The 24,200-nt window shown below is 52.0% G+C and carries 29 protein-coding genes and 2 tRNA genes; 13 read left to right on the top strand and 18 right to left on the bottom strand.

Features of this window, described 5'->3' with window-relative positions; genetic code table 11:
* The first annotated feature begins 187 nt into the window (after nucleotides 1–187).
* The 3 genes from for to A3K92_RS03560 all read left to right on the top strand — a co-directional run bounded on the left by for (nucleotide 188) and on the right by A3K92_RS03560 (nucleotide 3,936).
* Nucleotides 188–2,053 carry a tungsten-containing formaldehyde ferredoxin oxidoreductase gene (gene for, locus A3K92_RS03550; RefSeq protein ID WP_088886030.1) on the top strand — a complete coding sequence of 622 codons (1,866 nt, stop codon included), beginning with the start codon at nucleotides 188–190 and terminating at the stop codon, nucleotides 2,051–2,053.
* A 58-nt stretch (nucleotides 2,054–2,111) separates the two neighbouring features.
* Nucleotides 2,112–2,342, top strand: a complete 231-nt coding sequence (locus A3K92_RS03555) for a MoaD/ThiS family protein (RefSeq protein WP_088884950.1) — start codon at nucleotides 2,112–2,114, stop codon at nucleotides 2,340–2,342.
* 139 nt (nucleotides 2,343–2,481) lie between these two features.
* Nucleotides 2,482–3,936, top strand: a complete 1,455-nt coding sequence (locus A3K92_RS03560; protein ID WP_088884951.1) for a S8 family peptidase — start codon at nucleotides 2,482–2,484, stop codon at nucleotides 3,934–3,936.
* Between the two features lie 100 nt (nucleotides 3,937–4,036).
* On the opposite strand, the gene A3K92_RS03565 is transcribed toward A3K92_RS03560, so the two are convergent.
* The 5 genes from A3K92_RS03565 to A3K92_RS03585 all read right to left on the bottom strand — a co-directional run bounded on the left by A3K92_RS03565 (nucleotide 4,037) and on the right by A3K92_RS03585 (nucleotide 6,939).
* A tRNA-Ser gene (locus tag A3K92_RS03565) sits at nucleotides 4,037–4,123 on the bottom strand.
* Between the two features lie 16 nt (nucleotides 4,124–4,139).
* Nucleotides 4,140–4,448 (bottom strand): 30S ribosomal protein S10, encoded by a 309-nt coding sequence (gene rpsJ, locus A3K92_RS03570; RefSeq protein WP_012571711.1) that lies wholly within the window; start codon nucleotides 4,446–4,448, stop codon nucleotides 4,140–4,142.
* Nucleotides 4,449–4,500: 52 nt separating this feature from the next.
* Nucleotides 4,501–5,787 carry a translation elongation factor EF-1 subunit alpha gene (gene tuf / locus A3K92_RS03575; RefSeq protein WP_088884952.1) on the bottom strand — a complete coding sequence of 429 codons (1,287 nt, stop codon included), beginning with the start codon at nucleotides 5,785–5,787 and terminating at the stop codon, nucleotides 4,501–4,503.
* A 174-nt stretch (nucleotides 5,788–5,961) separates the two neighbouring features.
* Complete coding sequence (locus A3K92_RS03580) at nucleotides 5,962–6,648, bottom strand: DUF4152 family protein (RefSeq protein WP_088884953.1); 687 nt, start codon at nucleotides 6,646–6,648, stop codon at nucleotides 5,962–5,964.
* A 63-nt stretch (nucleotides 6,649–6,711) separates the two neighbouring features.
* A complete protein-coding gene (locus tag A3K92_RS03585; RefSeq protein WP_157722420.1) occupies nucleotides 6,712–6,939 on the bottom strand; it encodes a hypothetical protein in 228 nt (75 codons plus the stop codon).
* Between the two features lie 93 nt (nucleotides 6,940–7,032).
* On the opposite strand from A3K92_RS03585, the gene A3K92_RS03590 reads away from it, so the two are divergent.
* The gene (locus A3K92_RS03590) at nucleotides 7,033–8,055 is read left to right on the top strand and encodes an AI-2E family transporter (protein ID WP_088884955.1); all 1,023 of its coding nucleotides are present in this window, start codon (nucleotides 7,033–7,035) and stop codon (nucleotides 8,053–8,055) included.
* Here A3K92_RS03590 and A3K92_RS03595 read toward each other — a convergent pair.
* The 4 genes from A3K92_RS03595 to A3K92_RS03610 form a co-directional block, all read right to left on the bottom strand.
* A complete protein-coding gene (locus A3K92_RS03595; RefSeq protein WP_088884956.1) occupies nucleotides 8,027–8,578 on the bottom strand; it encodes a nicotinamidase in 552 nt (183 codons plus the stop codon). The genes A3K92_RS03590 and A3K92_RS03595 overlap by 29 nt on opposite strands.
* 45 nt (nucleotides 8,579–8,623) lie before the next feature.
* Entirely contained in the window at nucleotides 8,624–9,025 is a 402-nt protein-coding gene (locus A3K92_RS03600; protein ID WP_088884957.1) for a DUF2240 family protein, read from the bottom strand.
* A 60-nt stretch (nucleotides 9,026–9,085) separates the two neighbouring features.
* A tRNA-Thr gene (locus tag A3K92_RS03605) sits at nucleotides 9,086–9,162 on the bottom strand.
* A gap of 45 nt (nucleotides 9,163–9,207) precedes the next feature.
* A complete protein-coding gene (locus tag A3K92_RS03610) occupies nucleotides 9,208–10,008 on the bottom strand; it encodes a phosphatase PAP2 family protein (RefSeq protein ID WP_088884958.1) in 801 nt (266 codons plus the stop codon).
* A gap of 149 nt (nucleotides 10,009–10,157) precedes the next feature.
* On the opposite strand from A3K92_RS03610, the gene A3K92_RS03615 reads away from it, so the two are divergent.
* Together A3K92_RS03615 and A3K92_RS03620 are read left to right on the top strand one after the other, a co-directional pair.
* A complete protein-coding gene (locus A3K92_RS03615) occupies nucleotides 10,158–10,610 on the top strand; it encodes an HAD family hydrolase (RefSeq protein ID WP_088884959.1) in 453 nt (150 codons plus the stop codon).
* Between the two features lie 11 nt (nucleotides 10,611–10,621).
* Nucleotides 10,622–11,239: a YigZ family protein gene (locus A3K92_RS03620; protein WP_088884960.1), complete on the top strand. Its 618-nt coding sequence runs from the start codon at nucleotides 10,622–10,624 to the stop codon at nucleotides 11,237–11,239.
* A gap of 42 nt (nucleotides 11,240–11,281) precedes the next feature.
* On the opposite strand, the gene A3K92_RS03625 is transcribed toward A3K92_RS03620, so the two are convergent.
* Entirely contained in the window at nucleotides 11,282–13,966 is a 2,685-nt protein-coding gene (locus A3K92_RS03625; RefSeq protein WP_088884961.1) for a DEAD/DEAH box helicase, read from the bottom strand.
* A 70-nt stretch (nucleotides 13,967–14,036) separates the two neighbouring features.
* Between A3K92_RS03625 and A3K92_RS09390 the strand changes: the two genes are divergently transcribed.
* Nucleotides 14,037–14,204 (top strand): hypothetical protein, encoded by a 168-nt coding sequence (locus tag A3K92_RS09390; protein ID WP_157722421.1) that lies wholly within the window; start codon nucleotides 14,037–14,039, stop codon nucleotides 14,202–14,204.
* On the opposite strand, the gene A3K92_RS09395 is transcribed toward A3K92_RS09390, so the two are convergent.
* From A3K92_RS09395 to A3K92_RS03640, 4 genes are all read right to left on the bottom strand, one after another.
* Nucleotides 14,187–14,345, bottom strand: a complete 159-nt coding sequence (locus A3K92_RS09395; RefSeq protein ID WP_157722422.1) for a hypothetical protein — start codon at nucleotides 14,343–14,345, stop codon at nucleotides 14,187–14,189. The two genes, A3K92_RS09390 and A3K92_RS09395, sit on opposite strands and share 18 nt — an antisense overlap.
* Nucleotides 14,346–14,408: 63 nt before the next feature.
* Complete coding sequence (locus tag A3K92_RS03630) at nucleotides 14,409–14,645, bottom strand: hypothetical protein (protein ID WP_088884962.1); 237 nt, start codon at nucleotides 14,643–14,645, stop codon at nucleotides 14,409–14,411.
* A gap of 45 nt (nucleotides 14,646–14,690) precedes the next feature.
* Nucleotides 14,691–14,921 carry a hypothetical protein gene (locus A3K92_RS03635; RefSeq protein ID WP_232460932.1) on the bottom strand — a complete coding sequence of 77 codons (231 nt, stop codon included), beginning with the start codon at nucleotides 14,919–14,921 and terminating at the stop codon, nucleotides 14,691–14,693.
* 105 nt (nucleotides 14,922–15,026) lie between these two features.
* Complete coding sequence (locus A3K92_RS03640) at nucleotides 15,027–15,215, bottom strand: hypothetical protein (RefSeq protein ID WP_088884964.1); 189 nt, start codon at nucleotides 15,213–15,215, stop codon at nucleotides 15,027–15,029.
* 1,157 nt (nucleotides 15,216–16,372) lie between these two features.
* On the opposite strand from A3K92_RS03640, the gene A3K92_RS03650 reads away from it, so the two are divergent.
* Complete coding sequence (locus A3K92_RS03650; protein WP_088884966.1) at nucleotides 16,373–17,251, top strand: MBL fold metallo-hydrolase; 879 nt, start codon at nucleotides 16,373–16,375, stop codon at nucleotides 17,249–17,251.
* 125 nt (nucleotides 17,252–17,376) lie between these two features.
* Here A3K92_RS03650 and A3K92_RS03655 read toward each other — a convergent pair whose 3' ends face one another.
* Entirely contained in the window at nucleotides 17,377–18,741 is a 1,365-nt protein-coding gene (locus A3K92_RS03655) for an alpha/beta hydrolase-fold protein (protein WP_232460914.1), read from the bottom strand.
* A 91-nt stretch (nucleotides 18,742–18,832) separates the two neighbouring features.
* Here A3K92_RS03655 and moaC point away from each other — a divergent pair, with 91 nt between their 5' ends.
* The 4 genes from moaC (at nucleotide 18,833) to A3K92_RS03675 (ending at nucleotide 22,256) form a co-directional block, all read left to right on the top strand.
* Nucleotides 18,833–19,309, top strand: a complete 477-nt coding sequence (gene moaC / locus A3K92_RS03660; RefSeq protein ID WP_088884967.1) for a cyclic pyranopterin monophosphate synthase MoaC — start codon at nucleotides 18,833–18,835, stop codon at nucleotides 19,307–19,309.
* Between the two features lie 607 nt (nucleotides 19,310–19,916).
* Nucleotides 19,917–21,062 (top strand): tRNA uracil 4-sulfurtransferase ThiI, encoded by a 1,146-nt coding sequence (thiI, locus tag A3K92_RS03665; protein WP_088884968.1) that lies wholly within the window; start codon nucleotides 19,917–19,919, stop codon nucleotides 21,060–21,062.
* 9 nt (nucleotides 21,063–21,071) lie between these two features.
* Complete coding sequence (locus A3K92_RS03670) at nucleotides 21,072–21,623, top strand: DUF998 domain-containing protein (protein ID WP_088884969.1); 552 nt, start codon at nucleotides 21,072–21,074, stop codon at nucleotides 21,621–21,623.
* A gap of 42 nt (nucleotides 21,624–21,665) precedes the next feature.
* A complete protein-coding gene (locus A3K92_RS03675; RefSeq protein ID WP_088884970.1) occupies nucleotides 21,666–22,256 on the top strand; it encodes an adenine nucleotide alpha hydrolase family protein in 591 nt (196 codons plus the stop codon).
* Nucleotides 22,257–22,611: 355 nt separating this feature from the next.
* On the opposite strand, the gene A3K92_RS03680 is transcribed toward A3K92_RS03675, so the two are convergent.
* Both A3K92_RS03680 and A3K92_RS03685 read right to left on the bottom strand, forming a co-directional pair.
* Nucleotides 22,612–22,809, bottom strand: a complete 198-nt coding sequence (locus A3K92_RS03680; RefSeq protein ID WP_088884971.1) for a 30S ribosomal protein S27e — start codon at nucleotides 22,807–22,809, stop codon at nucleotides 22,612–22,614.
* Nucleotides 22,810–22,812: 3 nt separating this feature from the next.
* A complete protein-coding gene (locus A3K92_RS03685; protein WP_088884972.1) occupies nucleotides 22,813–23,097 on the bottom strand; it encodes a 50S ribosomal protein L44e in 285 nt (94 codons plus the stop codon).
* Nucleotides 23,098–23,280: 183 nt separating this feature from the next.
* Between A3K92_RS03685 and A3K92_RS03690 the strand changes: the two genes are divergently transcribed.
* Nucleotides 23,281–23,862 carry a hypothetical protein gene (locus A3K92_RS03690; protein ID WP_088884973.1) on the top strand — a complete coding sequence of 194 codons (582 nt, stop codon included), beginning with the start codon at nucleotides 23,281–23,283 and terminating at the stop codon, nucleotides 23,860–23,862.
* Here A3K92_RS03690 and A3K92_RS03695 read toward each other — a convergent pair.
* Complete coding sequence (locus A3K92_RS03695) at nucleotides 23,859–24,200, bottom strand: hypothetical protein (protein WP_088884974.1); 342 nt, start codon at nucleotides 24,198–24,200, stop codon at nucleotides 23,859–23,861. The two genes, A3K92_RS03690 and A3K92_RS03695, sit on opposite strands and share 4 nt — an antisense overlap.

Raw genomic sequence — 24,200 nt, forward strand, 5'->3', positions numbered from 1 at the left:
TTTGAGGGACTTTAATGTCGGTATTTTTAGAGAGATGGAACCATCTAAACAAATGCTCATGTCTCCTCATAGCTCCTGGATTTGGTTAACAGATGGGCTTAACTGAACATTTTGTGTAAATGCTTCATTTTTCGAAGGTCTTATATCCTTCGGGCCGAAAATCCTTCGAGGTGATTCTGGTATGGCAATGAAAGGGTGGTGGGGAAGAATCCTCAGAGTTGACCTGACCAACAATAAGGTATGGGTACAGGAGTACCCCGAAGAGGTCGCCAAAAAGTTCATAGGCGGCAGGGGTCTTGCCGCTTGGATTCTCTGGAACGAGGCCAAGAACGTTGACCCGCTCGGACCCGACAACAAGCTCGTTTTCGCTTCCGGCCCGTTCAACGGTCTTCCTACCCCAAGCGGCGGGAAGATGGTTGTCGCTGCCAAGAGCCCGCTCACCGGTGGCTACGGTGATGGTAACCTTGGAACCATGGCCACCGTCCACCTAAGAAAGGCCGGCTATGACGCTATAGTCGTCGAAGGCCAGGCCAAGAAACCTGTCTACCTCTATATTGAGGACGATAACGTTAGCATACTAAGTGCCGAGGGACTCTGGGGCAAGGGTACCTTCGAGACCGAGAGGGAGCTCAAAAAGATACACGGCAAGAACGTTGGAGTTCTCAGCATCGGCCCGGCCGGTGAGAACCTCGTTCGCTACGCAGTCGTGATGTCTCAGGAGGGTAGAGCTGCCGGAAGGCCCGGTATGGGTGCCGTCATGGGGAGCAAAAAGCTCAAGGCCGTCGTCATAAAGGGCACCAAAGAGATACCGGTTGCCGACAGGGAGAAGCTCAGGGAGCTCTCCCAGGAGGCTTACAACGCTATCCTTAACTCACCTGCCTATCCGTTCTGGAAGAGGCAGGGAACGATGGCAGCTGTTGAGTGGACCAACGAGAACTCCGCCCTGCCGACAAGGAACTTCCAGGACGGTTCCTTCGAGTTCGCCCGCTCTATAGACGGCTACACCATGGAGGGTATGAAGGTCAAGCAGCGCGGCTGCCCCTACTGTAACATGCCATGTGGAAACGTCGTCCTGGACGCTGAAGGCCAGGAGAGCGAGCTTGACTACGAGAACGTTGCCCTTCTCGGTTCAAACCTTGGAATCGGAAAGCTCAACGAGGTTTCAGTCCTCAACAGGATTGCCGATGACATGGGTATGGACACCATTAGCCTCGGTGGGGCAATAGCATTCATAATGGAAGCCAAGGAGAAGGGTCTGATTAAGGACGATGCTGCTCCGGAGTTCGGCGACTTCAAGAAGGCCAAACAGCTCGCCCTTGACATCGCTTACAGGCGTGGTGAGCTCGGAAACTTCGCGGCTGAAGGTGTCATGAGGATGGCCCAGAAGCTCGGTGACGACAGCTTCGCCATGCACGTCAAGGGACTTGAGGTCAGCGGATATAACTGTTACATCTACCCGGCAATGGCCCTCGCCTACGGTACTAGCTCGATCGGTGCCCACCACAAGGAGGCGTGGGTCATCGCCTGGGAGATCGGTACAGCCCCGATAGAGGGCGAGCACGCCAAGAAGGTCGAGTACAAGATAACCTACGACCCGGAGAAGGCTGCCAAGGTCATAGAGCTCCAGCGCCTCAGGGGCGGCCTCTTCGAGATGCTCACCGCGTGTAGGCTCCCGTGGGTCGAGATCGGTCTCAGCCTAGACTACTATCCGAAGCTCCTCGAGGCCATTACTGGTGTCAAGTACACGTGGGACGACCTCTACACTGCCGCCGACAGAGTTTACGCCCTCATAAGGGCTTACTGGGTCAGGGAGTTCGGCGGAAAGTGGGACAGGCACATGGACTACCCGCCGAAGAGGTGGTTCACCGAGGGCCTCAAGAGCGGACCGTACAAGGGCCAGCACCTCGACAGGGAGAAGTACGACGGTCTGCTCAGCGAGTACTACCGTATGAGAGGCTGGGACGAGCGCGGAATCCCGAAGAAGGAGACCCTCAAGAAGCTCGGCCTTGACTTCGTGGTTCCTGAGCTGGAGCAGGTCACGAAGCTCGAGTGATTTTCCCTTCTTTTCAAAATTTTTATCCACGCGTGAGAAACCCTTTATGGTGGTGTGAATGGTCAGGGTAAAGCTCATGGGGGCTTTTGCTCATCTCGCGGGAGCGAGGGAGCTTCATGTTAAGCTTGAGGGCAAGAAGACCGTTGATGAGCTCCTCCGTGAGCTCATACCTCGATACGACGAGTTCCATGATAAGATTATTATGATAAACGGCCACCCTGCAAGGGGCGACGCTGAAGTCGAAGACACCGATGAGATCAAGGTAATGCCCGTTTTGAGTGGAGGTTAGAACTTTCAAACTTCTTTTTACGAATTTCGTTCTTGATCTATGAAAAGTTTAACGGAAAACTAATTTTTTCATTAAAAAACCAAAAGCTTTATATTCTTATAATATCTAAACTACAGCCAGAAATATTGGAGGGAGTACTATGAGAAAAGCCCTATTTACAGTTGCTTTGCTTGTGGTCTTGCTTGTGAGCACGGCAGCAGCTTCTACTGCCAGTGCAGCCAATGGAAATTCGCCAGAGCGCATTTTTGTAGAGGTTGACGGCCCCATAACCTCCGGAGTCCTTGACCAATTAAAAGCCAATGGACTGAATGTTCTCTATGTCTTTGACGAGATAGGCTTTGTTGCGGGAATTGCAAATGACAAAGACCTTAAGAGAATCTCAAGGCTTAAGTTCGTGAAGAATGTAGGTGAGGACGTGCAAGTTTTTGCCACAAGCGAGACACTTCCAAGTGCAAGTCCATATGGGTTTGGAAGATACACCTGGAACCTCGACATGATAAACGTCCCCACAGTGCACGAAGAAATGGGATACACTGGCAAGGGAGTTTACGTGGCAGTTCTTGATACAGGGTTAGTTCCCAACTGGCGGGATTACTTTGAAGAGGATAGGATAGCCACCGAGTTTGGGAGGGCTTTTCTGGCGGTGTCGCTCAACGCCCACTACAACCCCAACGCATGGGAGGCTGACACCCACGGGCACGGGACCCACGTCACGAGCACCATAATAGGCTTCTGGGTCTATGACTTTTATAGAGTAAGCGGAGTTGCTCCCGATGTAAAGATAATCCCCGTTAAAGTTCTCCACAACACAGGTTCTGGATGGACCACTGACATAGCGGCAGGAATACTCTATATCGCTGACCTTTACAAGAAAGAGAAGGAGAGTGGAGGAAAGGTTCTCCCACCGGAGGACGAGATCAATCCGATAGTCATAAGCATGAGCCTCGGTGGACCCGTGTTGAGCCAGATAGAGAAAGCTGCAATTGACTACGCGATAGACCAGGGTGTTTTCATCGTCGCCGCTGCTGGAAACGATGGCGAGCTTGGAATGGACTATCCGGGCGCCTACGAGCCAGTCATATCGGTGGGAGCGGCCGGATGGGTTGGCGAATGGATATTTAACAATACGGTCAGTGGTGCATGGTGGATACGCTCTGATGTTCCCGAAGACCTCTATAAGCAGGTCTACGTAACGGACTTCAGCGGAAGGGAGAAAGAGGGGCAGGACCTTGATGTTCTTGCCCCTGGAAGCTGGGTAGTCGGACCATACCCAGCATACGGTGCCGCCCATCCGCCCTACTGGGCACAGGGAGTCCCTGGCCAGTACTACTTCCTCGGTGGCACAAGTATGGCTACACCACACGTGAGCGGAATAGTGGCTTTAATGCTCCAGAAGGACATGGAGGATGGAAAAATTGACCTCACTCAGGCAGAGGTTGAAAACATTCTCGAGAACACTGCAATGCCGATAACCTGGTACAGTGCCTGGGTCATTAACCCATCTACTGGGCAGCCAGAGGAAGTAACGTGGGGGCCTGATGCAGTAGGTTCGGGACTTGTACAGGCCGACGCCGCTGTGGGAGCGGTCGGCTGATTTTCCCCTTCTTCTTTTCTAAATTGATATGGTTAGCTCTCATCTATAGCCGATTCAGAATAGAGAGAACTTTTTTGCGTTAATAGTGGCAAAAGGAGTTTGGCGCCGGGGCAGGGATTTGAACCCTGGCGGGCTAACGCCCACGGACTCTCCAGGCCCGCGCCTTCCCAGGCTAGGCTACCCCGGCGCATAAATGAGAGGGATCAGGAGATGAGCTCAATCTCGATGGTAACATCCTCGGGAACGCGGATACGCATAATCTGGCGCATGGCCCTTTCGTCGGCCTCGATGTCAACGAGCCTCTTGTGAACGCGGAGCTCGAACCTGTCAAAGGTTGCTGTGCCCTCTCCGTCAGGGCTCTTCCTTGTGGTGATCCTGATCCTCTTGGTCGGGAGCGGTATCGGTCCGCTCATCCTGACACCGGTTCTCTCGGCGATCTGCTTGATCTGGTCGGTGACCTCGTTGAGGGCCTTAATGTTAGTGCTTGCAAGTTTAATCCTCGCCTTCTGCATTTCAGTCCCTCCTAAAAGTTCAGGGAAGTAAATGAAAGGTCAGAGAAGGCCTTCAGTCGGCCTTCTGAATGGAGATAACCATACCGGCGGCGACGGTCTGACCCATGTCACGGATGGCGAACCTGCCCAGCTGTGGGATCTCCTTGACAGGCTCGATGACCATTGCCTTGGTCGGCCTGAGGATAACGATTGCTGAGTCACCGGTCTTAATGAACTGCGGGTTCTCCTCGACGACGTTACCGGTCCTCGGGTCAAGCTTAGCCAGGAGCTGCTCGAACCTGACGGCAACCTGGGTGGTGTGGGCGTGGAGCACTGGGGTGTAGCCGACGGTGATAGCGGTCGGGTGGTTGAGGACGATGATCTGGGCCTTGAAGGTGTCCTTCGGCCTGACAACGGTCGGCGGGTTGGTGGTGTGTCCGGCGACGTCACCGCGCTTTATGTCGTTCTTACCAACACCACGGACGTTGAATCCGATGTTATCACCCGGGTAAGCCTCCTGGAGTGGCTCGTGGTGCATCTCGATGGACTTGACCTCACCCTGGATCGGCTTGTGGAAGATCGTGCTGGCCGGCTCGAAGATGACGACGTCACCGACGCGGAGGACACCGGTCTCGACACGTCCGACTGGGACGGTACCGACACCCTTAATTGAGTAGACGTCCTGGATCGGGATGCGGAGCGGCTTGTCGACCGGCTTCGGCGGCTCTGGGATCTGGTCGAGGGCCTCGATGAGGGTCGGGCCGTTGTACCAGGGCATCTTGTCGCTCCTCTTGACGACGTTGTCGCCCTCCCAAGCGCTGATCGGTATGACCGGGAAGTCCTTGTAGCCGAGCATCTTGAGGAGCTTCTCGACCTGAGCCTTAACCTTCTCGAAGACCTTCTGGTCGTAGTTGACCATGTCCATCTTGTTGATGGCGACGATTATGTGGTTGATACCGAGAGTCCTGGCAAGGAAGGCGTGCTCCTTGGTCTGGGGCATGACACCGTCGGTGGCGGCAACCACGAGAACGGCGGCGTCAGCCTGGCTGGCACCGGTGATCATGTTCTTAACGAAGTCCCTGTGGCCAGGGGCGTCGATGATGGTGATGTACCTGTGCGGGGTCTCGAACTTGGTATGGGCGACGTCGATGGTAATACCCCTCTCGCGCTCCTCCTTGAGCCTGTCCATGACCCAAGCGAACTTGAAGGACTTACCCTTCTCACCCATCTCCTCGAACTTCTTGATGATGTTCTCCGGTATGTTGGCAGTGTCGAAGAGCAGTCTTCCGATGGTGGTGCTCTTTCCGTGGTCGACGTGTCCGATAAACACTATATTAACGTGTGGCTTCTCCTTTGCCATTTCCAAACACCTCCATATTTTGGTCTAGTCTCGTTGACTAGGATGGCTTTTTAAATCTTTCGAACCTCAGCCCCCTCGGGCGGGAAACCCGCCTTTTTCGGGGGGACCTCATGAGTTCCGTGGGTTAACTCTGGTGGGAGGTTTAAAAAGTTAACTAGTGAGGTTTTGTCTGTACTAATCCTTCCTCCAGACTTCAAGAACCATGAACCTTCTAACCAGTGGGTTCGGATAAAGTTCCCACTCTATGCCCTCAGTATCGGCGGGGATCTTACCGAAGAGTCCTCCCTCTCTTGGATCAAGGCTTGCCCCGGCGATCTCCCCCGGCAGGATTTTGACTTCCATGTACCTTGGTAGCCCCACAACCGCCTCACCGTTTTTCCTGGCGTACTCTATGGCCCACTTGGCGGTATAAAGGCCGGAGTATATCTCGGCTATTCTGACGGGAACGCTGGACTTTCCTATGGCTATTATTTCTATTCCCGTTTCTTCCCAGAATTTTCTCGCCAGAGGTTGGAGATCCTTTGCGAGGTCTTTCCACACTTCTTTTCCTCTATCGGTTATGCTCAAAGCCTCTATCGTTGGTTCGTCAAGCTTCCTGATTTCTATCCCCCCGATGGTGGAATCAAGGTGGACAACGTCGGGCTTTACTTCCCTTGCCAGCTCAACTGCCAGAACTGCCTCGTCCCTTATGGCCTGCCTGCCGCTCATGTCGTAGTTAAAAGGATCCGCGTACCTGACTCTGCTCACCGTTGCCGTCCGGTAGGGTTTTTCAACTAGAACTGCGGCCGTTGCTATGAGCCCGATTGGATTGTACTCCTCGTCGAGAAGTGCTCCTCCAGTGTCAGCGGCAACTATTCTCATGAATTTCACCTCCATGAAGGTCAGAGCCTTTTAGTCATCACTCTTCAGCACTCGGCAAACTCATCATCCCTTCATGGCCTCAAAAAGCTGTTCGAGGCTTTTCCGGATATCTTCTTTCCTCCCAGTTTTAAAAGGTTCTAGGATGTCTCTCATCTCTGGAAACCTCATCTCCAGGAATGACAGCGCCTTTTCAAGAGACATAAGAATCCCGCTCTCTTTGTAGGCGTAAGCTCCTATCAAGAGCTCTCCAGCTTTTAAGTAGTCCCCTCTTTTGGTCATCTCCTCTGCCATGGAGATCAGCTCACTGATTAAGTTATCATCCATTATGTTCCCACCAGGGTTACTCTTATAACGTCGAGCGATTAAAACCTTTCCGGTGGGAATATGAAAACCAGGAGAGTGTGGCTGTTGTTTTTGTTCGCCACTGTCTTGATCACTCTGGTTATCTCGTGGAAGACTGTAAGTCCACTTGTGACTTCGATGTTCTTTGCCCTCACCCTGGCTTATATCATATATCCTGCTCATCGAAGGCTTGAAGCGAAAGTTGGTTCATTAAAATCTGCCCTTCTTCTGACCATACTTATGATCATCCTGGGTCTTTTGATTCTTGCTGTTTTGGCGATGGTAGCTATAAACCTTCTCCAAACGTTTTACAGAAACGTTGGCGATGTATTCAACTGGCTTTTGTCCGTTGAGTTGCCTTCTTCGGTCTCCAGTTTCGTCCAGAACCTTAGGGCAAACCTGATGCCCATGCTGGCGGATTACGTTTCATCATTTACCTTCTCGGTTCCGGGATACATCCTCCAGCTCCTGGTCTTTTTGCTCACTTTCTATTATACCCTAGCGTATGCCCATGACATGGTTCCATTCATCCTCAAACTGGTGCCAGAAGAGCAGAAGGATTTCGTGTTCGAGCTTCTTGGGCACTTGGACAAAACGATGAACGCCCTCGTTAGAGCGTGGTTGCTTCTCAACGTCGTGAAGGGTGTCTTAATGGCTCTGGGATACATCATCTTTGGGGTTTCCGATCTGTACACTGCCCTGGTTGCGGGCTTTTTGACGTTCCTTTTCAGCTTCATTCCCCTACTTGAGGGGTGGATGCTGTGGGTCGCCGCGGCGATATACCTGTATCTTTCCGGATCACCCCTCCTGGCCATTGGAATTTCCATTTACGGCGCGGTTTTGGTCTCTCCACTGCCCGACTACACGATACGCCCAAAGCTGGTCGCAAAAGGTGCTGATCTTGATGAGACAATAGTCTTCATAGGTATGGTTGGAGGTACCTGGGCTTTTGGTCTCAAGGGTATTCTTCTGGGCCCGATAATTTTGAGCATGGCCCTGGTGATCTTGAAGGGGTGGAAAAACAGACAGAGAGTGGTTAAAGATTCTCACACTCGATCAGCTTAGCCCCGGCCTTCTGGAGCTCTTCCAGGGCTCTTTTTTCTCCCTCTGGGTCTATCCCCTTGATGGCGTCCACTATGACGTATGTCTCGTAGCCGAGTTTGAGGGCGTCCATGGCCGTTGCCTTCACGCAGTATTCCGTCGCAACCCCGCAGACGTAAACCCGCTCAACCCCGTTTTTCCGCAGGATTTCATCGAGTTCTGTCCCCTCAAAACCGGAATATGCCTCCTTATCTGGCTCGGTTGCCTTGGAGATTACAACCGCGTTCTCTGGGATCTCGACCACGAACTCTGCCCCTGGAGTGTTCTGAACACAGTGTTTTGGCCATGGGCCTCCCCGCTCTTTAAAGCTGATGTGGTTCTCCGGATGCCAGTCCCTTGTGGCAACTATTAGCGCGCCCCGCTTCTGGAACTTTTTGATGCATTCGTTTACCTTTGGGATTATTTTGTCTCCCTCTGGAACTGGGAGGGCTCCTCCAGGCATGAAATCCCTCTGCATATCGACTACAATAAGGGCTTCCTGGGACATGCTCATCACCGCTGAATGTTGGGGAGGAGATTAATTAGGTTTTCGTTACTCCAGACTGAGCCTGTCCCTGAACTTTGACATGTCCAGCCCCTTGTCAAGTCCAAAGAGATATAGAACGAGCTTCCTGTCGAGGTTTCCGTACCTTTTTGAGAACTCCTTGAGCTCGGCCATGAGTTCATCTCTCTCAAGCCCCAGAGAAGAAGAGACGAATTCAATCATTTCCTCAAAGAGGTCTTCACTCTTAATCGCCTCGTCCAGGGCTTCATCTTTCACCAGAAGGACGCCTTCTCTTTCCTCGAGGAGGCCCTGTTTTATCCACCTGTCAATGGACTCCTTGGCTTCCTTAACACTCATTATCCTGAGTGTAAAAGCCAGCAGACCAACGAGCTCGTTTCGGGAAAACTCTTTGGATCCCTTAACGCTTATCGCTTTCTTAAGCGGGTGCACAGGATCACCGGGGTTAAATATGCCCTGGAGATATAAAAACCTGCCGGAGAAGAATGAATATGGAGCCGGGACCGGGATTTGAACCCGGGACCTGGGGATTACGAGTCCCCCGCCCTGCCGAGCTAGGCTACCCCGGCACGACCGTTTGAAAGGTGGTTGAGGGGTTTATAAGTTTTTCTCGCTCAGGGTTTGGGGAGCGTTATAGCTAGGAACAGGATGACACCCCCAGCGAGAAAGCTCAGGACTGTGGCTTTCTGAATGAGTGATATGTGAATGTTTCTCAGTGTGGAGGGTACTGAAATCCTCCGTCCTCTGGCCACTCTGTTTATTATAACTGCCAGGATTATCCCGGCAAGAGCGTCGTAGATCCAGTGGTGGCCGAGGAATATCGTGGCAAAGGGAACCAGGGAATTCAGGCCTATGGCAAACTTCCCCCAGGCTTTCTCCCTGTATTTCCATAGAACCAGAATATTGATGGCTGCCACCGTGTTGTGGAGAGAGGGGAGGACGAACTCCTGCTGGGTTAGATAGGTTCTATCAGGATAGAACCCCGGGAGGTCGTAAACGTAGTGGGGGGCATGGATGTGGAAGATCGAGTAGACTACGCCGCAGGAGGTGTATGCCAGTAGATAGCTGAAGGCCAGTTCGTCGGCTTTTTCTAGATCTCTCCGGTATATCAGAACAAAAAAGACAGTCAGCGCTATAGAGCCAGAGAACCCGATGTAGTAGACCGCCTTCATTAGAAGATAAAAGATAGGTGCTGCCCTTGAGAGGTTTACCGTGTCCATAACGAAGTCGTAGGATGTAAAAGGTAGTTTAAGAAATTCATTCATGATGTCTCTGCTGTGGTATTTTATGGCGTGATTGTAGAGAACCGTAAAGCCTAGCCAGCCGAAGTAGAGGAGTATAAAAGTATTGAGCCTGACCAGGACTTCGTGATCGTTTAGCGATTTGATTATACGGTTCAGAGGCTGAAGTTTCATGGCGTCCCCTCCAGTTCGGCACAGATATCACTTCCAGTAAACCATAGATTTATTTAAACTTTTTGACTTTATGGAGTTGTATACCCTGAGTGCGGTATTCATCGGTAACGTTTTTAGCCCTTACCGTTATGTTCTCCCCGGTGAATGAGATGAAGCTTTCGATACCGAATCTTGAGGAGATACACTTTGAAGCAATTCTCTTCGACCTCAACGGAACCCTTGGTGAGAGTGGGAGAATCGGGGAGGAGGTAAAGCACCTCCTTAAGAGGCTCGTGGATAGATACACGGTGGTCGTCCTCAGCGCGGACACCTTTGGCACGCTTGAGGAAGAACTCAAGGGCCTGCCCGTGAGGGTTGAGAGAGTATCGAATGGAGTGGAGAAAGCAGAGATTGCAAAGGGTTACTCCCCATACGCGGCAGTTGGCAACGGCAACAACGACGTGGCGATGCTTGAAGGGGCAGAGTTGGCCTTTTGCGTCATCGGGCCTGAAGGTGCGACCATTGATGCACTACTCGCGAGCGATATCATTGTAAATGACGTGAGAGATGCCATAGCGATGCTCCTCGACGAGAGAAAGCTCATAGCGACGCTGAGGGGATGAGGTGAAGTCGAGTGGGTTACAGGACGCTGAAGGGCGTTGGAACGGCCCAGTTCATCGTCAAGAAGTCGGTCTTCATAGGTTACGCTTCCCCTGCAAACACGGAAGATGAAGCCAGGGCTTTCATAGCCAAGATAAAGGCACACCACAGCGATGCCACGCATAACGTCTCGGCCTATCTTATCAACGACGGAAAGAACTTCGCGGTTCGCTACGACGATGACGGCGAACCAAAGGGCTCCGCCGGAAAGCCCGTCCTCAAGGTCATCCAGAACAGGGGCCTGAGCAACGTCGTGGTCGTGGTTACGCGCTACTTTGGAGGTATAAAGCTCGGCTACGGCGGGCTGGTTAAAGCGTACAGCGACGCGGCAAGTCTCGCGATAGAGAACGCGGGAATCGTTGAGGTTTATGAGACGGAGCGCTTTGAGGTGACCTTTCCTTACAACCTCTTTCACACGGTTAAGGAGACCGTTGAGAAAGCGGGAGGAAAGGTGGTGGGCGAGGAGTACGGAGAGCTGGTGAAGTTCACGGTCGAGACGAGGGAGGGCGAAGCTGAACCCCTGATGGAGCTTTTGACGGAGAAGACGCGGGGCAGGGTGAGGTTGAGGCCGCTGTTTATGAGGTCGCTGTGATTTTTACACCCCATGTAAATTACATGGTATGTAAAAACGCTCTCACTTACCGTCTTCTTCAAAAATCATCTCCCAGACCCTTATGGCGCTCCACTTGTCGAGGAACTCGTTGAAGGTTCCACACTTGGGCGAGAGGATGCAGACGGGACAACCGTCTTTGCAGGAGCAGCCCTTCAGGTGCTCTAGGCTCTTCTCCATCAGCTTCTCGATGTTCTCGTAGATAATTTCCGCCAGACCTGCTCCCCCTTCGTTGCCGTCGTAGATGAAGACCACGGGCATCCCAACGTAGGGCTCTCCCGGAAAGGCCGCGTAGCTGTAGCCACCAAGTTCTCTCGAATCAACGTAGGTGAATATTGGCGCTATCTTTATGAGGTTGTGCTCTATCGCGTGGAGCGCGGAGCCAATCCCGTCCTTGCTGTCCACCATCTTCTTTATCGCGAAGGCCAGCTCCTCGTCGTTTGTGCCCGCCTTCTGGAGGGCATCTCCTATCGTCTTCCTTATGATGAAGCTCGTGCTCCCGAGGTAGAGCGGGAAGAGCTTTCTCCTGTCGAGGGTCTCGTAGAGGTGGAACGCGATGTCTTCAAATCCTTTCTCAGCCGCCTTCCCGAGAAACTCTCGGAACTCCTCGGCCGGGACGTCCCTTATCGACTCCGGAAAGACGAGCCAAACTCCCTCGGTCTCGAACTCCCTCACGTGCGGTTCCTCGAACTCGACCTTCGCGAACTTCTCCCAGTTGAGTATCGAGAAGTCCTCCTCGGCTTCCACCTTCTCCCCGCTCGCCGGAGAGAAGATTTCGCCCTTTAGAATTCCCCTCTCCCTCAGCTTCACCAGCTCGGCCACGTAGTTGCCGGTATCAAGGCCTTTAACGGCGTAGCCCGTATAGACATGCCGGACGCGAAGCCTTCCAAGGCCTATCGTTACTCCCCTGTGGGACTTCTCCTCCTTAACCTCGAGGATTTCAACGTCCTCGTGCTTGCTGGCGAAGGTCTCGACGTCCCAGAGGCGGTTTAACTGCCTCGCGAAGACGAAGTGGAAGTTGCCTATGCTCAGCCTGTCCATCGCCATGTAGAGCTCCCCGCGCGAGAAGTAGGCCATTCCCGGCAAAAGCGAGCGGTGGTACTCGTCCGTGTCGACCTCCTCTATGACGTAGCCCTTCATCTTGAGCCAGTTGACGAAGTTGAGGAGCTCGCGCGTCGATGCCTTTTCCATTAGCTTGCCCCTTATCCACGGCCCGTCCTTCACCAGGAAGAAGCTCTCGTCGCTGGCCGTCCTCAGAGAGGAGTAGTTAAAGGCCGGCCTCCTGATGCGGAGTTCGAGCTTTCCGGTTAAGGGGTTCTTCTTCAAGTCTGCTTTGCGCTCGATGACGAGCCTTTCGGCAATTTTCCTTTCAAACTCGTCCAGCTCGTCCCAGTCGAGGATTCCGAGCTCGGTGAGAAGATAATGGAGGTGCTTTTCCGCTATGCGCTCGTTGTCAACCTTAACCGGCATGTACTCGATGATGCCCTTCTCAAGCCTCTCGACAAGTTCATCAAAGTGCTCGCGGTAGTAGTAATCGAGGCCGTTCTTCCTCAGGACGATGCCGTTGAGGGCCTCGCGGTCGGCCTTTCTTCCAGCTCTTCCGAAGCGCTGAATTAGGGAGAAGAGGCCGTCCGGCGGGATGCCGTAGTTTATCACCGCATCAAGGTCGCCTATGTCTATTCCCAGCTCAAGGGCGTTGGTGGTGAGCAGAACCAAGAGTTTGCCGTCCTTGAAGTCCCGCTCTATCTCCCAGCGGACGTTTTTTGGCAAAGTCCCTTTATAGGTGCTCGTCCTCGAAAAGGCCGGCGAGTTGAGGAGGAAGCGCATTAGCTTTTCGGTCCCCTTCCTGCTGTCGAAGAAGACGAGGGTCTTGATGCCCTTCTCGGCGAGCCTCTCGACAGCTGCCTTCAAAAGCTGTCTCTCCTCAAGGTTCCTCGGCTCGAAGAGCACCAGATACCTCCGCGGGAAGGGGTTGGTGGCCTCAGTTACCGCCTCGAACTTGGCCCTGAACAGCTTTTCCGCGAACTCCTTCGGGTTCCTTAGCGTTGCGGAGAGCGCTATTATCTGGGGCTTCACTCCGAGGCGCTTTAGCCTGAAGAGTAAGCGTTTGAAAAGCCACGCCGCGTTGCTCCCGAAGACACCGCGGTAAACGTGGAGCTCGTCAACGACGAGGTAGCGCAGGTTCCTCAAAAGCCACTCGTAGTCCCTCCAGCGACGCAGGACGTTGTAGTGGAGCATGTCGGGGGTTGTGAAGACGACCCTCGGCTTCTCGCGGATTAGCTCCCTCCTCTCGTTCCAGGGAACGTCTCCCGTCAGAATCCTCGCGCTCACGCTCTTTCCCGTTATGCGGTAGAAGACTAGGTTTTGAAGGGAGAACTTCTCGAACTGGTTGTTTATCAAAGCTCTGGTGGGGTAAACGAGGAGGTAAGTCTTTCCCGGGTCCGAGAGGTAGGAGTCGAAGATGGCCAGCCTAAAAATCTCGCTCTTCCCGCTCGCCGTTGGAGTCGTCACGACGATGTTTTTGCCAGAATAGAGCTTTTCGAGGGCTTGAACCTGGTGCCTGTAGAGGGTGAAGCCGAGCTCCTCCAGAAGGGCGTTTATCTCGGGGTTGTTGAACCTGAACTCACCAAACTCTCCCTCGCTCGGCGGGAAGACATGGACTTTAGCTATCTCGGACTTCAGCGGCTTGAGGACTTCGAATATGGACATGATCTTTCCTTCACCCGAATCCTCAAAAAGTTGGCGATGGCGGTTTGCCGGTGTCGTGAGGTCTTTCAGTATGGCGGGGGAAGTTACAAGAGTGAAATTGTATAACGGTGGTTATACTAATGGCCATTATAGAAAGGTCGCCGAACTCGAGATAGTCCCTGACAAGGGCCTTCTCCCGAGAAAGCCCGAGAACGCGAAGGCCTTCGACTGGAGGGATGCTTTAACGCTCGCCCCATAACGGCTCCCAGTCGTCGCAAACGAAGTTCATGTGGACGGTCTTCATGTGCTTCCTGCATATTCCATAGGTCTGAAAGTATGAGTCAATCGGCCCGAACCAGCGGCAGTTCTTGCAGGCCTTGGACCCTTCCATAAGGCTCACCAGGTGCCTCTGGTTGCCGGGCGTATTAAGTTTTTCTGAAAAAAGAAAAAGAAAAGAAAAAAATCAGCGGAGGTTTTCGGCCTCCGCGTAAAGCTTGGCCTTCTCGACGAGAACCTTGAGGAGCTCAATGAACTCGCGGGCGTTCTTCTCCGAGTAGGGGAGGAGAAAGCTGAGAACCCCGCTGAAGCGGGCGTGGTCTTCGAGGAGTATAAGGGAGAGCTCGACCGGCCTGACCGACCTTCCGAAGAGCCCGTCGTGGGTGCTCTTCAAATAAACCTCATAACGTTTATGGGCCTTCATACTACCACCTCCCGTGCGCGCCCCAAATGGGGCAAAAAAGAAAGGTTACCGGAGCAGGGCCCTTATCTCTTCCTCGCTGAGGATCCGCTCGATGTATTTGGAGAGAACGTAGGCGAGGAGGAAGACGTTCTCGGGCGTCAAGTCAACGGCCTCGTAGATGTAGCGGTCGTAGCCGTCGGCGATGATGAAGCGGAAGCTTTCCGCCTCGAACTGCACCTCGACCCTGAGGGGCCCGTCCACGCTCTCTAACTCAAGAACGTAGTAATCAAAATCCATTGCATACACCACGACCACCGCGCAGAAGAGTGAGGGCGCTCTCAGGCGGTTGCGATTCGCGCTTTCAGGTTTATAAATTTTTCGGTTTCAGCTGAAAAGGAAAGGTCACCGGCCGGCGATGAGCTTCGCCTGCTCCTCCATGAGCCTGCACTGCTCCTGCTTTTTGCGGATGGACATCACAAATTTGTAAAGCAGATAAAGGCCGAGCCCGAACACCGGAATCATGGCGATGCTCATGACAATGGCGACTGCGTAGCCAACCTTCTGGACGGTCGTGAAGCACCTTATCCCCACGGGTATCACCGCCACAGTAGAACCGGGCTAGTGCTTTGGAAACTTTGGAGCCAAAGCGCGAGGTCCAGCAGGAGGGTCGGATGGTAGCCTCGGTTACGAAACGGTTCTAATTCTCAAAAAAGACGAATCGCATGACCCTGAAATCGGGTTCGGGGGTTTCCAAAGCCGTAGTTGGTTCTGAAACTCGTGAACTACTTCCTCAAGAAGTACGGCTGGAGTAAGGCGGCACTATTTCCAGAGCACTATGCTAGTTCTGAAACCATAGGCTTTTTTTGCCCCTTTGGGCAAACAAAGTAAGGAAAAACTCCTATATAAGCTTTTCGCTCTTCTACGACCGTGAAAAATTTGTCCTTAAAACGCTCTTCTCAAACTAACTCCCGTTGGAAAAAGTCAGGCCGGGATGTTTCATGGCCCTTCCGGATAATAGAAGGCTAACAAAACGGCCGTTTTTATTCAGCTGACTTTTGCAGACTTAAAAAGCTGAAATTCCCTAAATCCTCGGAATTTGCTCTACCTATCTCCTCGGAAAATCTTACTCTACCCTCAAAAGCCCTTAAAAATGCCCCTTTTATCCCACTTTTAAAGACCTTTCCGCTTTTCTGTGCTAGGTAAATAAAAGTCTATCCTGCCGTTTTTAGTCGTTTTGGGCGATTTCTTTTCTCCTTTTACAAAACGTTCATTTGATTACCTTTATGTAGCGTAAAAATGCGAAGTCCGTTTTTCAGCAGTATTTTTCGTTTTTCAGCCACCAATGGCGAAATCGTTCTACCTATCTCGCCGGAGGTCCCCCTAAAACCTCGAAAAGGCCTTCTCTCGTCTTCTTTTTCAATGCACAGGTTTGGAAACAGGACAATCTTATCCATCAAATAAACTGAAAAAGCCCTATAAGGTCTTTTCTACTCAGAAAAAGCTGGTGCACCGTTAAACCCGAAAAAAGAAGGAAACCGCCGGAGAGGAAATGCACACTGTTACGCAAGTATGGGAACTTTAAAAAGTCCGACGGAAAGGCGAAGGTTTCCCTCAACATTATTGAAGCACTACACCATAAAGACCCCACCCAAGGCACGCCTTAAGTCTCCTCCTACTCCTCTTCTACCTTCTTTTGGCCCCATCAATACCCTTTTATCCTCTCTATCCAAGACTTCCACGGTGGTAGCATGGCACTTAGAAAATTTGGTGATTCTGCGTACCTCTATCCGGGAAGTCCCTCGACGCTAATCCGGGTTTTTGACGGGAAGGCTGTCCTAATCGACCCCGGCCACGGGAGCGGGCGACATAAAGATTTGAAAAGGGAGATCAGGAAGCTTGAATTTGATGTCAGGGCCCAGCTGGCGACTCATGGGCACGCTGACCACGTAGCCGTTGCCCCAAAGATAAGCGCGCCGCTCTTCATACACCGCTTCGAGTTCTCGATAGCTGAAAGCCCGCTCAACAGGGAGCTTTTGACCTTCGGCTCAAAGGCACCAAAAGGCTTTCTCGTCTTCCAGTTTCCGGAGGAGGTGAAGGTTCACGCCGTCTTCGAGTGGGGCGATGAGCTTTTTGGAGCAAAGGCCATAAGGCTCAACGGCCACTCGCCGGGGATGACGGGCTTCCTGGATGATGAAAACGGGCTGATCTACGCCGGCGACTCCTTCTTCGGCGAGAGGCTCATCCAGTCCGTCGGGGTGCCGTACCTCGTCGATCCGGAATCATTTAAGGCCTCAATTAAAGAATTACAGAATTATGTAAACAAAGGCTACCTGCTTATCCCCTCGCACGGTAAGCCGGTTGAGGAGGAAGAAGCGGTAAAACTGCTTGAGTTCAACCTCAAACGTGTGGAAGAAACCGAGTCCCTGATTCTGGATCTTCTGCAAAACCCGATGTCTGCCGACGAGCTGGCCTTCAGGATAATGGAGCACTACGGCGTAGCCATAACCCCCCAGAAGCTCGCCCTCAACCTCGTCCCGGTGAGAGCTTTCATAGCGGAGCTTTACAACAGGGGGGAGATAGAGGCCCTCGCGGATGGAGGACTTAAGTGGAGGACAAAGACCCGCTGAAGCCATGAACCAAAAACTTCAGGGGTATCTCTCTTGATACCACCTCTTTCAATAGCCGTCATGAAAACGATGGCCTGAAAAATAGAAGAATATACCAGCGATGACGGGCAAATTGTGAAAAGGGATCAGCCGAAGAGCCACAGAACCGCTCCCGGGAACCTTTTGCCCCAGTAGTATTCGTTGTGCTCACCGCCCTCATCGATGACCACCTTGAGGTTCACCCCCTCCGTGTAGCCCCTGTTCTCAAGTATTTTGACCATTTTCTCGGCACCGCTGACTATTTCCTGTGATTCAGCCGTTCCCCAGTCGATATATATCCTCTTCGGCCCCTTGCTGGCGTTCTTAACGAAGTCGTAAATTTGTGGGTTGAACCAGAACGCTGGACTCATGGCCCCAACGTACTGGAAGACGTCTGGATATAGGAACCCGGCATAGAGTGCCATCAGTCCCCCCAGCGAGGAACCCATGATGCCCGTCTTTTCCGGATCGGTTCGGTACTGGCTGTCTATGAACGGCTTGAGGTTCTCCACTATGAACTCAAGCGTGGCATTCCCGAGACCGCCCCGTCCGTACTTTTCGTTTACCCATGGGGCGTACTCGTCGATTCTCTTATCGCCTCCGTTGTCTATCCCGACGACGATTATTGAGAAGTTTTCTTCTCCATAGAGCTTTTCGAGGGCCTCATCGACACCCCACTCTTCCAGAAAAGCCGTTGCGCTGTCGAAGAGGTTCTGGCCGTCGAACATGTAGAGAACCGGGTACCTCTTTCTCGACGAGTTGTAATCCGGGGGAAGGTAAACCCATGTCCTTCTCGTGTCGTTCAGCTGTGGGATAAACCTCTTGAAAGTTCTGACGTCGCCCGTTATTGTGTGCTCCTTGCTGGACTCAACGTAGTCGCGCCAGTTGTGGACGGTAAACTCATAGGTGCCGGGCTCTTTGAAAACGAAGCGCCTGTTCGGGATCTCCTCCTCGTTGGGCCCTTTTTCAACCGTCTCCCACGAGCCTCTCGTGAACTTGAACTCTATGACCGTCCCGTAGGGAAAGGTCAGGTTTATGGCCCATCTACCGTCCGGGAGTTTCTTTAGTCTGTAACGCTCGTCTCCGGGGTTCCAGCCGTTGAAATCCCCTGCGATATAAACATAATCCCCATCCGGTGTGTACTCGGGCACCGAGACTATGAAGGCCACCGTTATTTCATTGACGGTGGTAGTTACAGTCAAAGGAGAAGTGGTTGTGGTAACTGGAAGTGTAATTCCAGTTCTGTGGCTGGTGGTGCTGGTTGACGTTGTGCTTGTGGTGGTTTGGAAAGTGGTATGTCCTGTCGCCTTAGTGCCAGCATTGTCCGGATTTCCACTGGATGTCGTCCCCGAAGTGTTTACGCCCGGGATATCTCCACTCTGAACGCCCGATCCATGATTAATACCAAAGTAGAGACCGGAAAGGGCCAGTATACCTATGATCATCAGCGCACCGATCAACCTCACGTCCATGTTACCACTGGGTAAACTTGTATGGGGAGGTTTTATCCTTTTCCCCGCAACTGTTTTTAGGAAAGTCCAAAAATTTTCCACGGTGGTCTCAATGAAAGAGCTGACCCATGTGGACGAAAGGGGCGTTAAGATGGTCGAAATCGGGCACAAGGACGTGGTTTTCAGGAGGGCAGTTGCAAGAGGGAGGATAAAGCTGAAACCGGAAACCATTCGCCTGATTCTTGAGGGAAAAACCAAGAAGGGAAACGTCATAGCCACTGCCCAGATAGCCGGAATTCTGGCGGTGAAAAAGACCTCCGAGCTGATCCCGCTCTGCCACCCGATACCCCTCACGGGCGTTGATATATCCTTTGAGTTCGGGGAGGACTATGTGGAGGCGGTATGCGAAGTCAGGGCTTACTATAAAACCGGTGTTGAAATGGAAGCGCTGACGGGTGTTACAGTTGCTTTGCTTACGATCTGGGACATGGTCAAGGCCGTTGAAAAGGATGAGCGGGGACAGTATCCGAACACGAGGATTGAGGGGATAGAGGTAATAGTCAAGGAGAAGGGGGAATACATCCGATAGAGTTTCAATATCGAGTTCAGTGTGGACCCTTTTGGGCATCAATGATCAAAACCCCCCTTTAATTCCCTACGACTCTAGCTCGGAGAAATAGAGAGGACATCTGTGGCGTTTCCGCAACATTTATTTATTTGCTTTCCCACCAAACATTGATTTCCCGTAAGTTGAGGTGATATGCATAAAATCGAAAAAGATGGCATTCGTCCTTCTGCTGTTGGATGCCGTTCTGTTATTTGCCTCTTGAGCAAGTGCCCAGGAAGGACCTTACTATTACGTCAAAACTTATGGTGGTTCGGGATGGGACAGCGGTGATGCCATGGCTATAGCCCCCAACGGTGACGTTCTCGTTACCGGCTACACCGAGAGCTTGTGAACTAGCTTCCTGACATGGGCCTTTGGCTCTCTACCAGTCTACACCAACCTGGCGGAGAGCTGAAGTTTAATTCAACGGCATGCCAACTGGAAATCCCTAATTGAAAACTACAAAGCTTACTCCTCCTGAGGAGAAGATGAAACCTTCCCTTTTCTTCTAATTTTAGAGGTAAACATTTAAGAGGACAAAACCCTGTAGTACAAACGGACTGTTTTAAAGAGTGCCAAGGGTGATAGCGTGTTCAACGTAGTCGTGGTCAGATACGGAGAAATCGGAACGAAGTCGAGACAGACAAGGAAATGGTTTGAGAACATCCTTATGAACAACATCCGGGAGGCCCTGGTGAGCGAGGGGATTGACTTCAAGAAAGTCGAGGCCAAGCACGGCCGCGTTCTGGTGAGGACGAATAGGGCAAGGGAAGCAGTAGAAGTCCTAACCCGGGTTTTCGGCATCGTCTCCCTCTCCCCGGCGATGGAAGTTGAGGCAGACATGGATAAGATAAACAAGACCGCACTCAGGCTTTTCAGGAAGAAAAAGCGCGAACTCGGGCTTGAGAAGCCCAGATTCAGGGTCACTGCGAGGAGGATAACCAAGGAGTTCCCGCTCAAGAGTCCCGAGATACAGGCGAAGGTCGGTGAATACATCCTCGAGAACGAAGAGAGCGAGGTTGACCTGCACAACTACGATATTGAGGTTGGAGTGGAGCTGATGGAGGGGAAAGCATACGTTTTCGTCGATAAAATCAGGGCCTGGGGTGGTCTGCCGATAGGAACTCAGGGCAAAGTCGTGGCCTTACTAAGCGGCGGTATTGATTCTCCCGTTGCTGCTTTCCTCATGATGAAGCGCGGCGTTGAGGTGATTCCGGTTCACATCTACATGGGGGAGAAAACCCTCGAAAAGGTCAGGAAGATATGGAACCAGCTGAAGAAGTACCACTACGGCGGAAAGAGCGAGCTGATAGTGGTCAAGCCGAAGGATCGTGAGAAAATCATTCAAAAGCTCAAAGAGATGAAGAAGGAGAAGTACACCTGCGTCTTCTGCAAGTTTATGATGGTGAGGAACGCCGACAAAATTGCCAAAGAGTTCGGTGCAAAGGGCATAGTCATGGGTGATTCGCTCGGGCAGGTTGCTTCCCAGACGCTCGAAAACATGTACATCGTCAGTCAGGCGACGGATCTGCCTATATACCGCCCGCTCATAGGCATGGACAAGGTGGAAATAGTCGAGATAGCCAAGAAAATAGGCACCTTCGAGCTCTCCACATTTCCTGAGGACGAGATACCATTCATACCAAAACACCCGGTCATAAGGGGCTCCTGGGAGGAGTTCAGGAAGATATACAAAGCGATATTCGGAGAGGAACCAAAGAAAAGGGAGTGCTGAGGTGAGAATATGGAATTCGAAAAGCTATCCGCTTATATCTCGATCTTTCTTCCGGTGATATTCCTGGCGGGCCTCACAATCGTGCTCAGCAAAAACCCGTGGTTCTCCTTCACGGACAACGCCCTCAGCGACATGGGTTCGCTCAAAAACCCAGAGAGGTGGTACTTCAACGGCTTTCTGATGACTTTCGCAGTTATAAGCTTTATAGCAGCCTTTGGAGCATTTAGAAGCGGTCTCAGCTACTTAATGATTTTTGCGTCGGTTTCACTCTTCCTCGTGGGCGTTTTCCCGGAGGAGTACGCGCCACATGCTCCAGCCGCGGTTCTCTTCTACGTTCTCGCACTGGCAGATATAGCCATCGTCGGGATTAAGCTCGGCCGCTCTGGGGTTTCTCTCGGGTACCTGTGGTCAGTTCTGGCACTTCTGACATTCGTTCTGATGCTTTACCTAGTCAAAGCTCGCGTCTTCAAGGGTTTAGCCATTCCGGAGATGGTCGGCGCAATAACAATACTCACTTGGTTCGTTTACATCGGGCTGCTCCGGCTGTGTTCTCAACCATAAGTTGGGAAAAACTTCATATATCCTTCTTCCCCTTCCCGAAACATGAAGGCAGTTGCACTCCTCAGTTCGGGCATCGACTCACCGGTCGCTATTTACCTCATGCTCCGGAAGGGGCTGGAGATAACGCCCGTCCACTTCAGGCAGAGCCCCAGAAAGGAATCCAAGGTGATAGAGCTATATGAGATTCTCAGGCGCTATGGAAAGCTCAACGAGCCCGTTATCATAGACGCCTACGAGGAGCAGGTGCCGGTCTTTTCGAAGCTCGCCGAGCTCGGAAAGGCCAAGTGGACGTGTCTCTTCTGCAAGTGGACGATGGTGAGAAAGGCCTGTAGGATAGGGCATGAAATTGGGGCGAGGGCGATAGTTACCGGAGATTCACTCGGTCAGGTCGCTTCCCAGACCCTAGACAACCTGGTGATAATAAGCTCCGCCAGCGACCTGCCCATACTGAGGCCGCTCATAGGGATGGATAAGGAGGAGATAGTTAAGATAGCCAGGGAGATAGGGACGTTTGAGGTCAGCATCGAGCCCGAGGAACCGTGCCCCTTCGTACCCAAGCATCCCATCATAAGGGGCTCTCCCGGAGAGTTCCTGAGAATAAAGGAACGGCTTATGAGGAAAGGTGTTCTCTGAATTTGAGAGGGACTTTAATAATAGCCTCGGGAATGTTTTGAAAACCACAAGCTTTTATACTGCATCTCTCAATTTACAATGCCCCCGCGCGAGGACCCCGGGGAGAATGAACCGGGGGGCGATGCGGGGGCCACAGCCCGGTCTCAGCGAGGTCCCCGCGGGAGGGCCTTCCGCGTTACGGAGCGCGATGACCGCGGGAAACCCAGACCGGGCACAGTTCTGGCCCGCCTGGGTTAACCCGTCCGATTCTGCCGTCTGGCTGAGATGAGGACGGGGGTTACGGGCGGGCCACAGCTTTCACGATTTTCTAAAGAGAAAAGCCAGGGTCAAAACAGAGAGAAAAGATAGGTGAGAATCACTCGAGAACCTCGAGTATCTTCGCCTTGACGATGCCCTTACCGCCGGTCGGTTCGACTAGTGTGGCCCCGCAAACCAAGCACCTAACCGGTGTTGCGGGGTGGCTGAATACTATCTGTTCGTTTCCGCAGTCAATGCACTTAACTCGGAGAAACCTTGAACGAGGCATTGGGATGAGGTTCTTTGGAAGTGCCATTGATCACACCTCCACGAGTTCGAACTTCTTAACGCGGAAGCCCTTTCCTCTTGTGTGGGCCTTACCGCAGACAGTACACCTGAACCTCAGGTCGAGCTTCTTGACCGGCTTCTCTCTTCCAGCTGGGTTCGGCCTTGGGAAACCGTGGTAACCCTTCATGATTCTCCTAAAGCGCCTCTGGCCCTGACTGAGCTCGCTCCTAGGTCTCTTCTTGACCTTCTCTACTTTGTGAATTGTATGCTTCTTACAAAACGGACAGTATGTCCTTATCTGCTTCGGGTACTTCATGCTCCCACCTCCAGCAGGGGCCCGGTAGGCTCCTACCTGCTCGCTTCGGATGCCCCCGAGCCATGAGGCATGATCGCCTGCATCACCTGATAAAGCCGTCGCTTTAAAAACCTTACCTAGCACAAAACAAAACACAAAAATTTTAAAAAACTTTTTGTTACTTAAATCTTGGAGGTGGTGAGAATGAAGGTCGTGGAAATCGTAAGGGATGCCAGGAACCTTGAGGACAACACTTTGAAGGAATACATCAAAGTACTGAAAAAACTCAAAAGCGCCGAATACACCGATTTAAGGGTTCTCCTCCTGAGAATGGCCATTGATACCCTCTTTCACAAGCATATAATGGAAGCCATAGAAAAGGCATACGAAGAGGCCCTGGATTTAATTAATGAGTTCGGATATACATCGGAGGACGAAGTTCCTGAGGACGCTCCTAGAAAACAGATTGAGTCAGGTCTAGTCATAATCCCCGGACTGCCGGCTTTAACGCTCCCGTTCTATGGAGTTCTCGGCTCAAGGATTCCGCCTGAGGAAGTACTGGACGAACTGCTGTCTACCATGAAAGATAACGTTGTAATACCTCCCGGTGAAGAGAAAAAGATAAAGGAAACCCTCAGGAAGTTCAAGGAAATGAGCGAGAAAATGAAAGCAAACTACGAGAAACTTGAAACAAAAGCCGTTCATCCAATAATAACTGCGGTTGCAAGAGAAACTCGGAGAAACGAAGAACAGCACGAAGCCGTCCTTGAGAAGCTCATATCTTAGATTTTTGAGCCTTTCACTTTTCTGTCCCATTCTTCCAGCATTGTATCAAGGGCCAGAAGACTGTTGAGTCTCAATCTTACCCTGCCGTTTTCCCAGTCTATGGAACCCTTGAACTCGTTGAGTAGCTCGAAAACCTTTTCGGCTTCTTTCTCGGGAAGGGTTTTGCCATAGAACTCCTCACCGCAGTGGGGACATTTGAAAACGAAGTCGCGGAGTTCGTTGAGAAATATTTCCTTGTCTAATAGGATCTTTTTCATTTCATTACCTCTTTTTGCCAGCATCTGCTCCATTAATTCCCTCCAGTCAAGTGGTTTGCCGCAGAGCGGGCATCTTGCCAT

Origin of the sequence: Thermococcus gorgonarius (assembly GCF_002214385.1) — an archaeon.
In the GTDB taxonomy this organism is placed as follows: domain Archaea; phylum Methanobacteriota_B; class Thermococci; order Thermococcales; family Thermococcaceae; genus Thermococcus; species Thermococcus gorgonarius.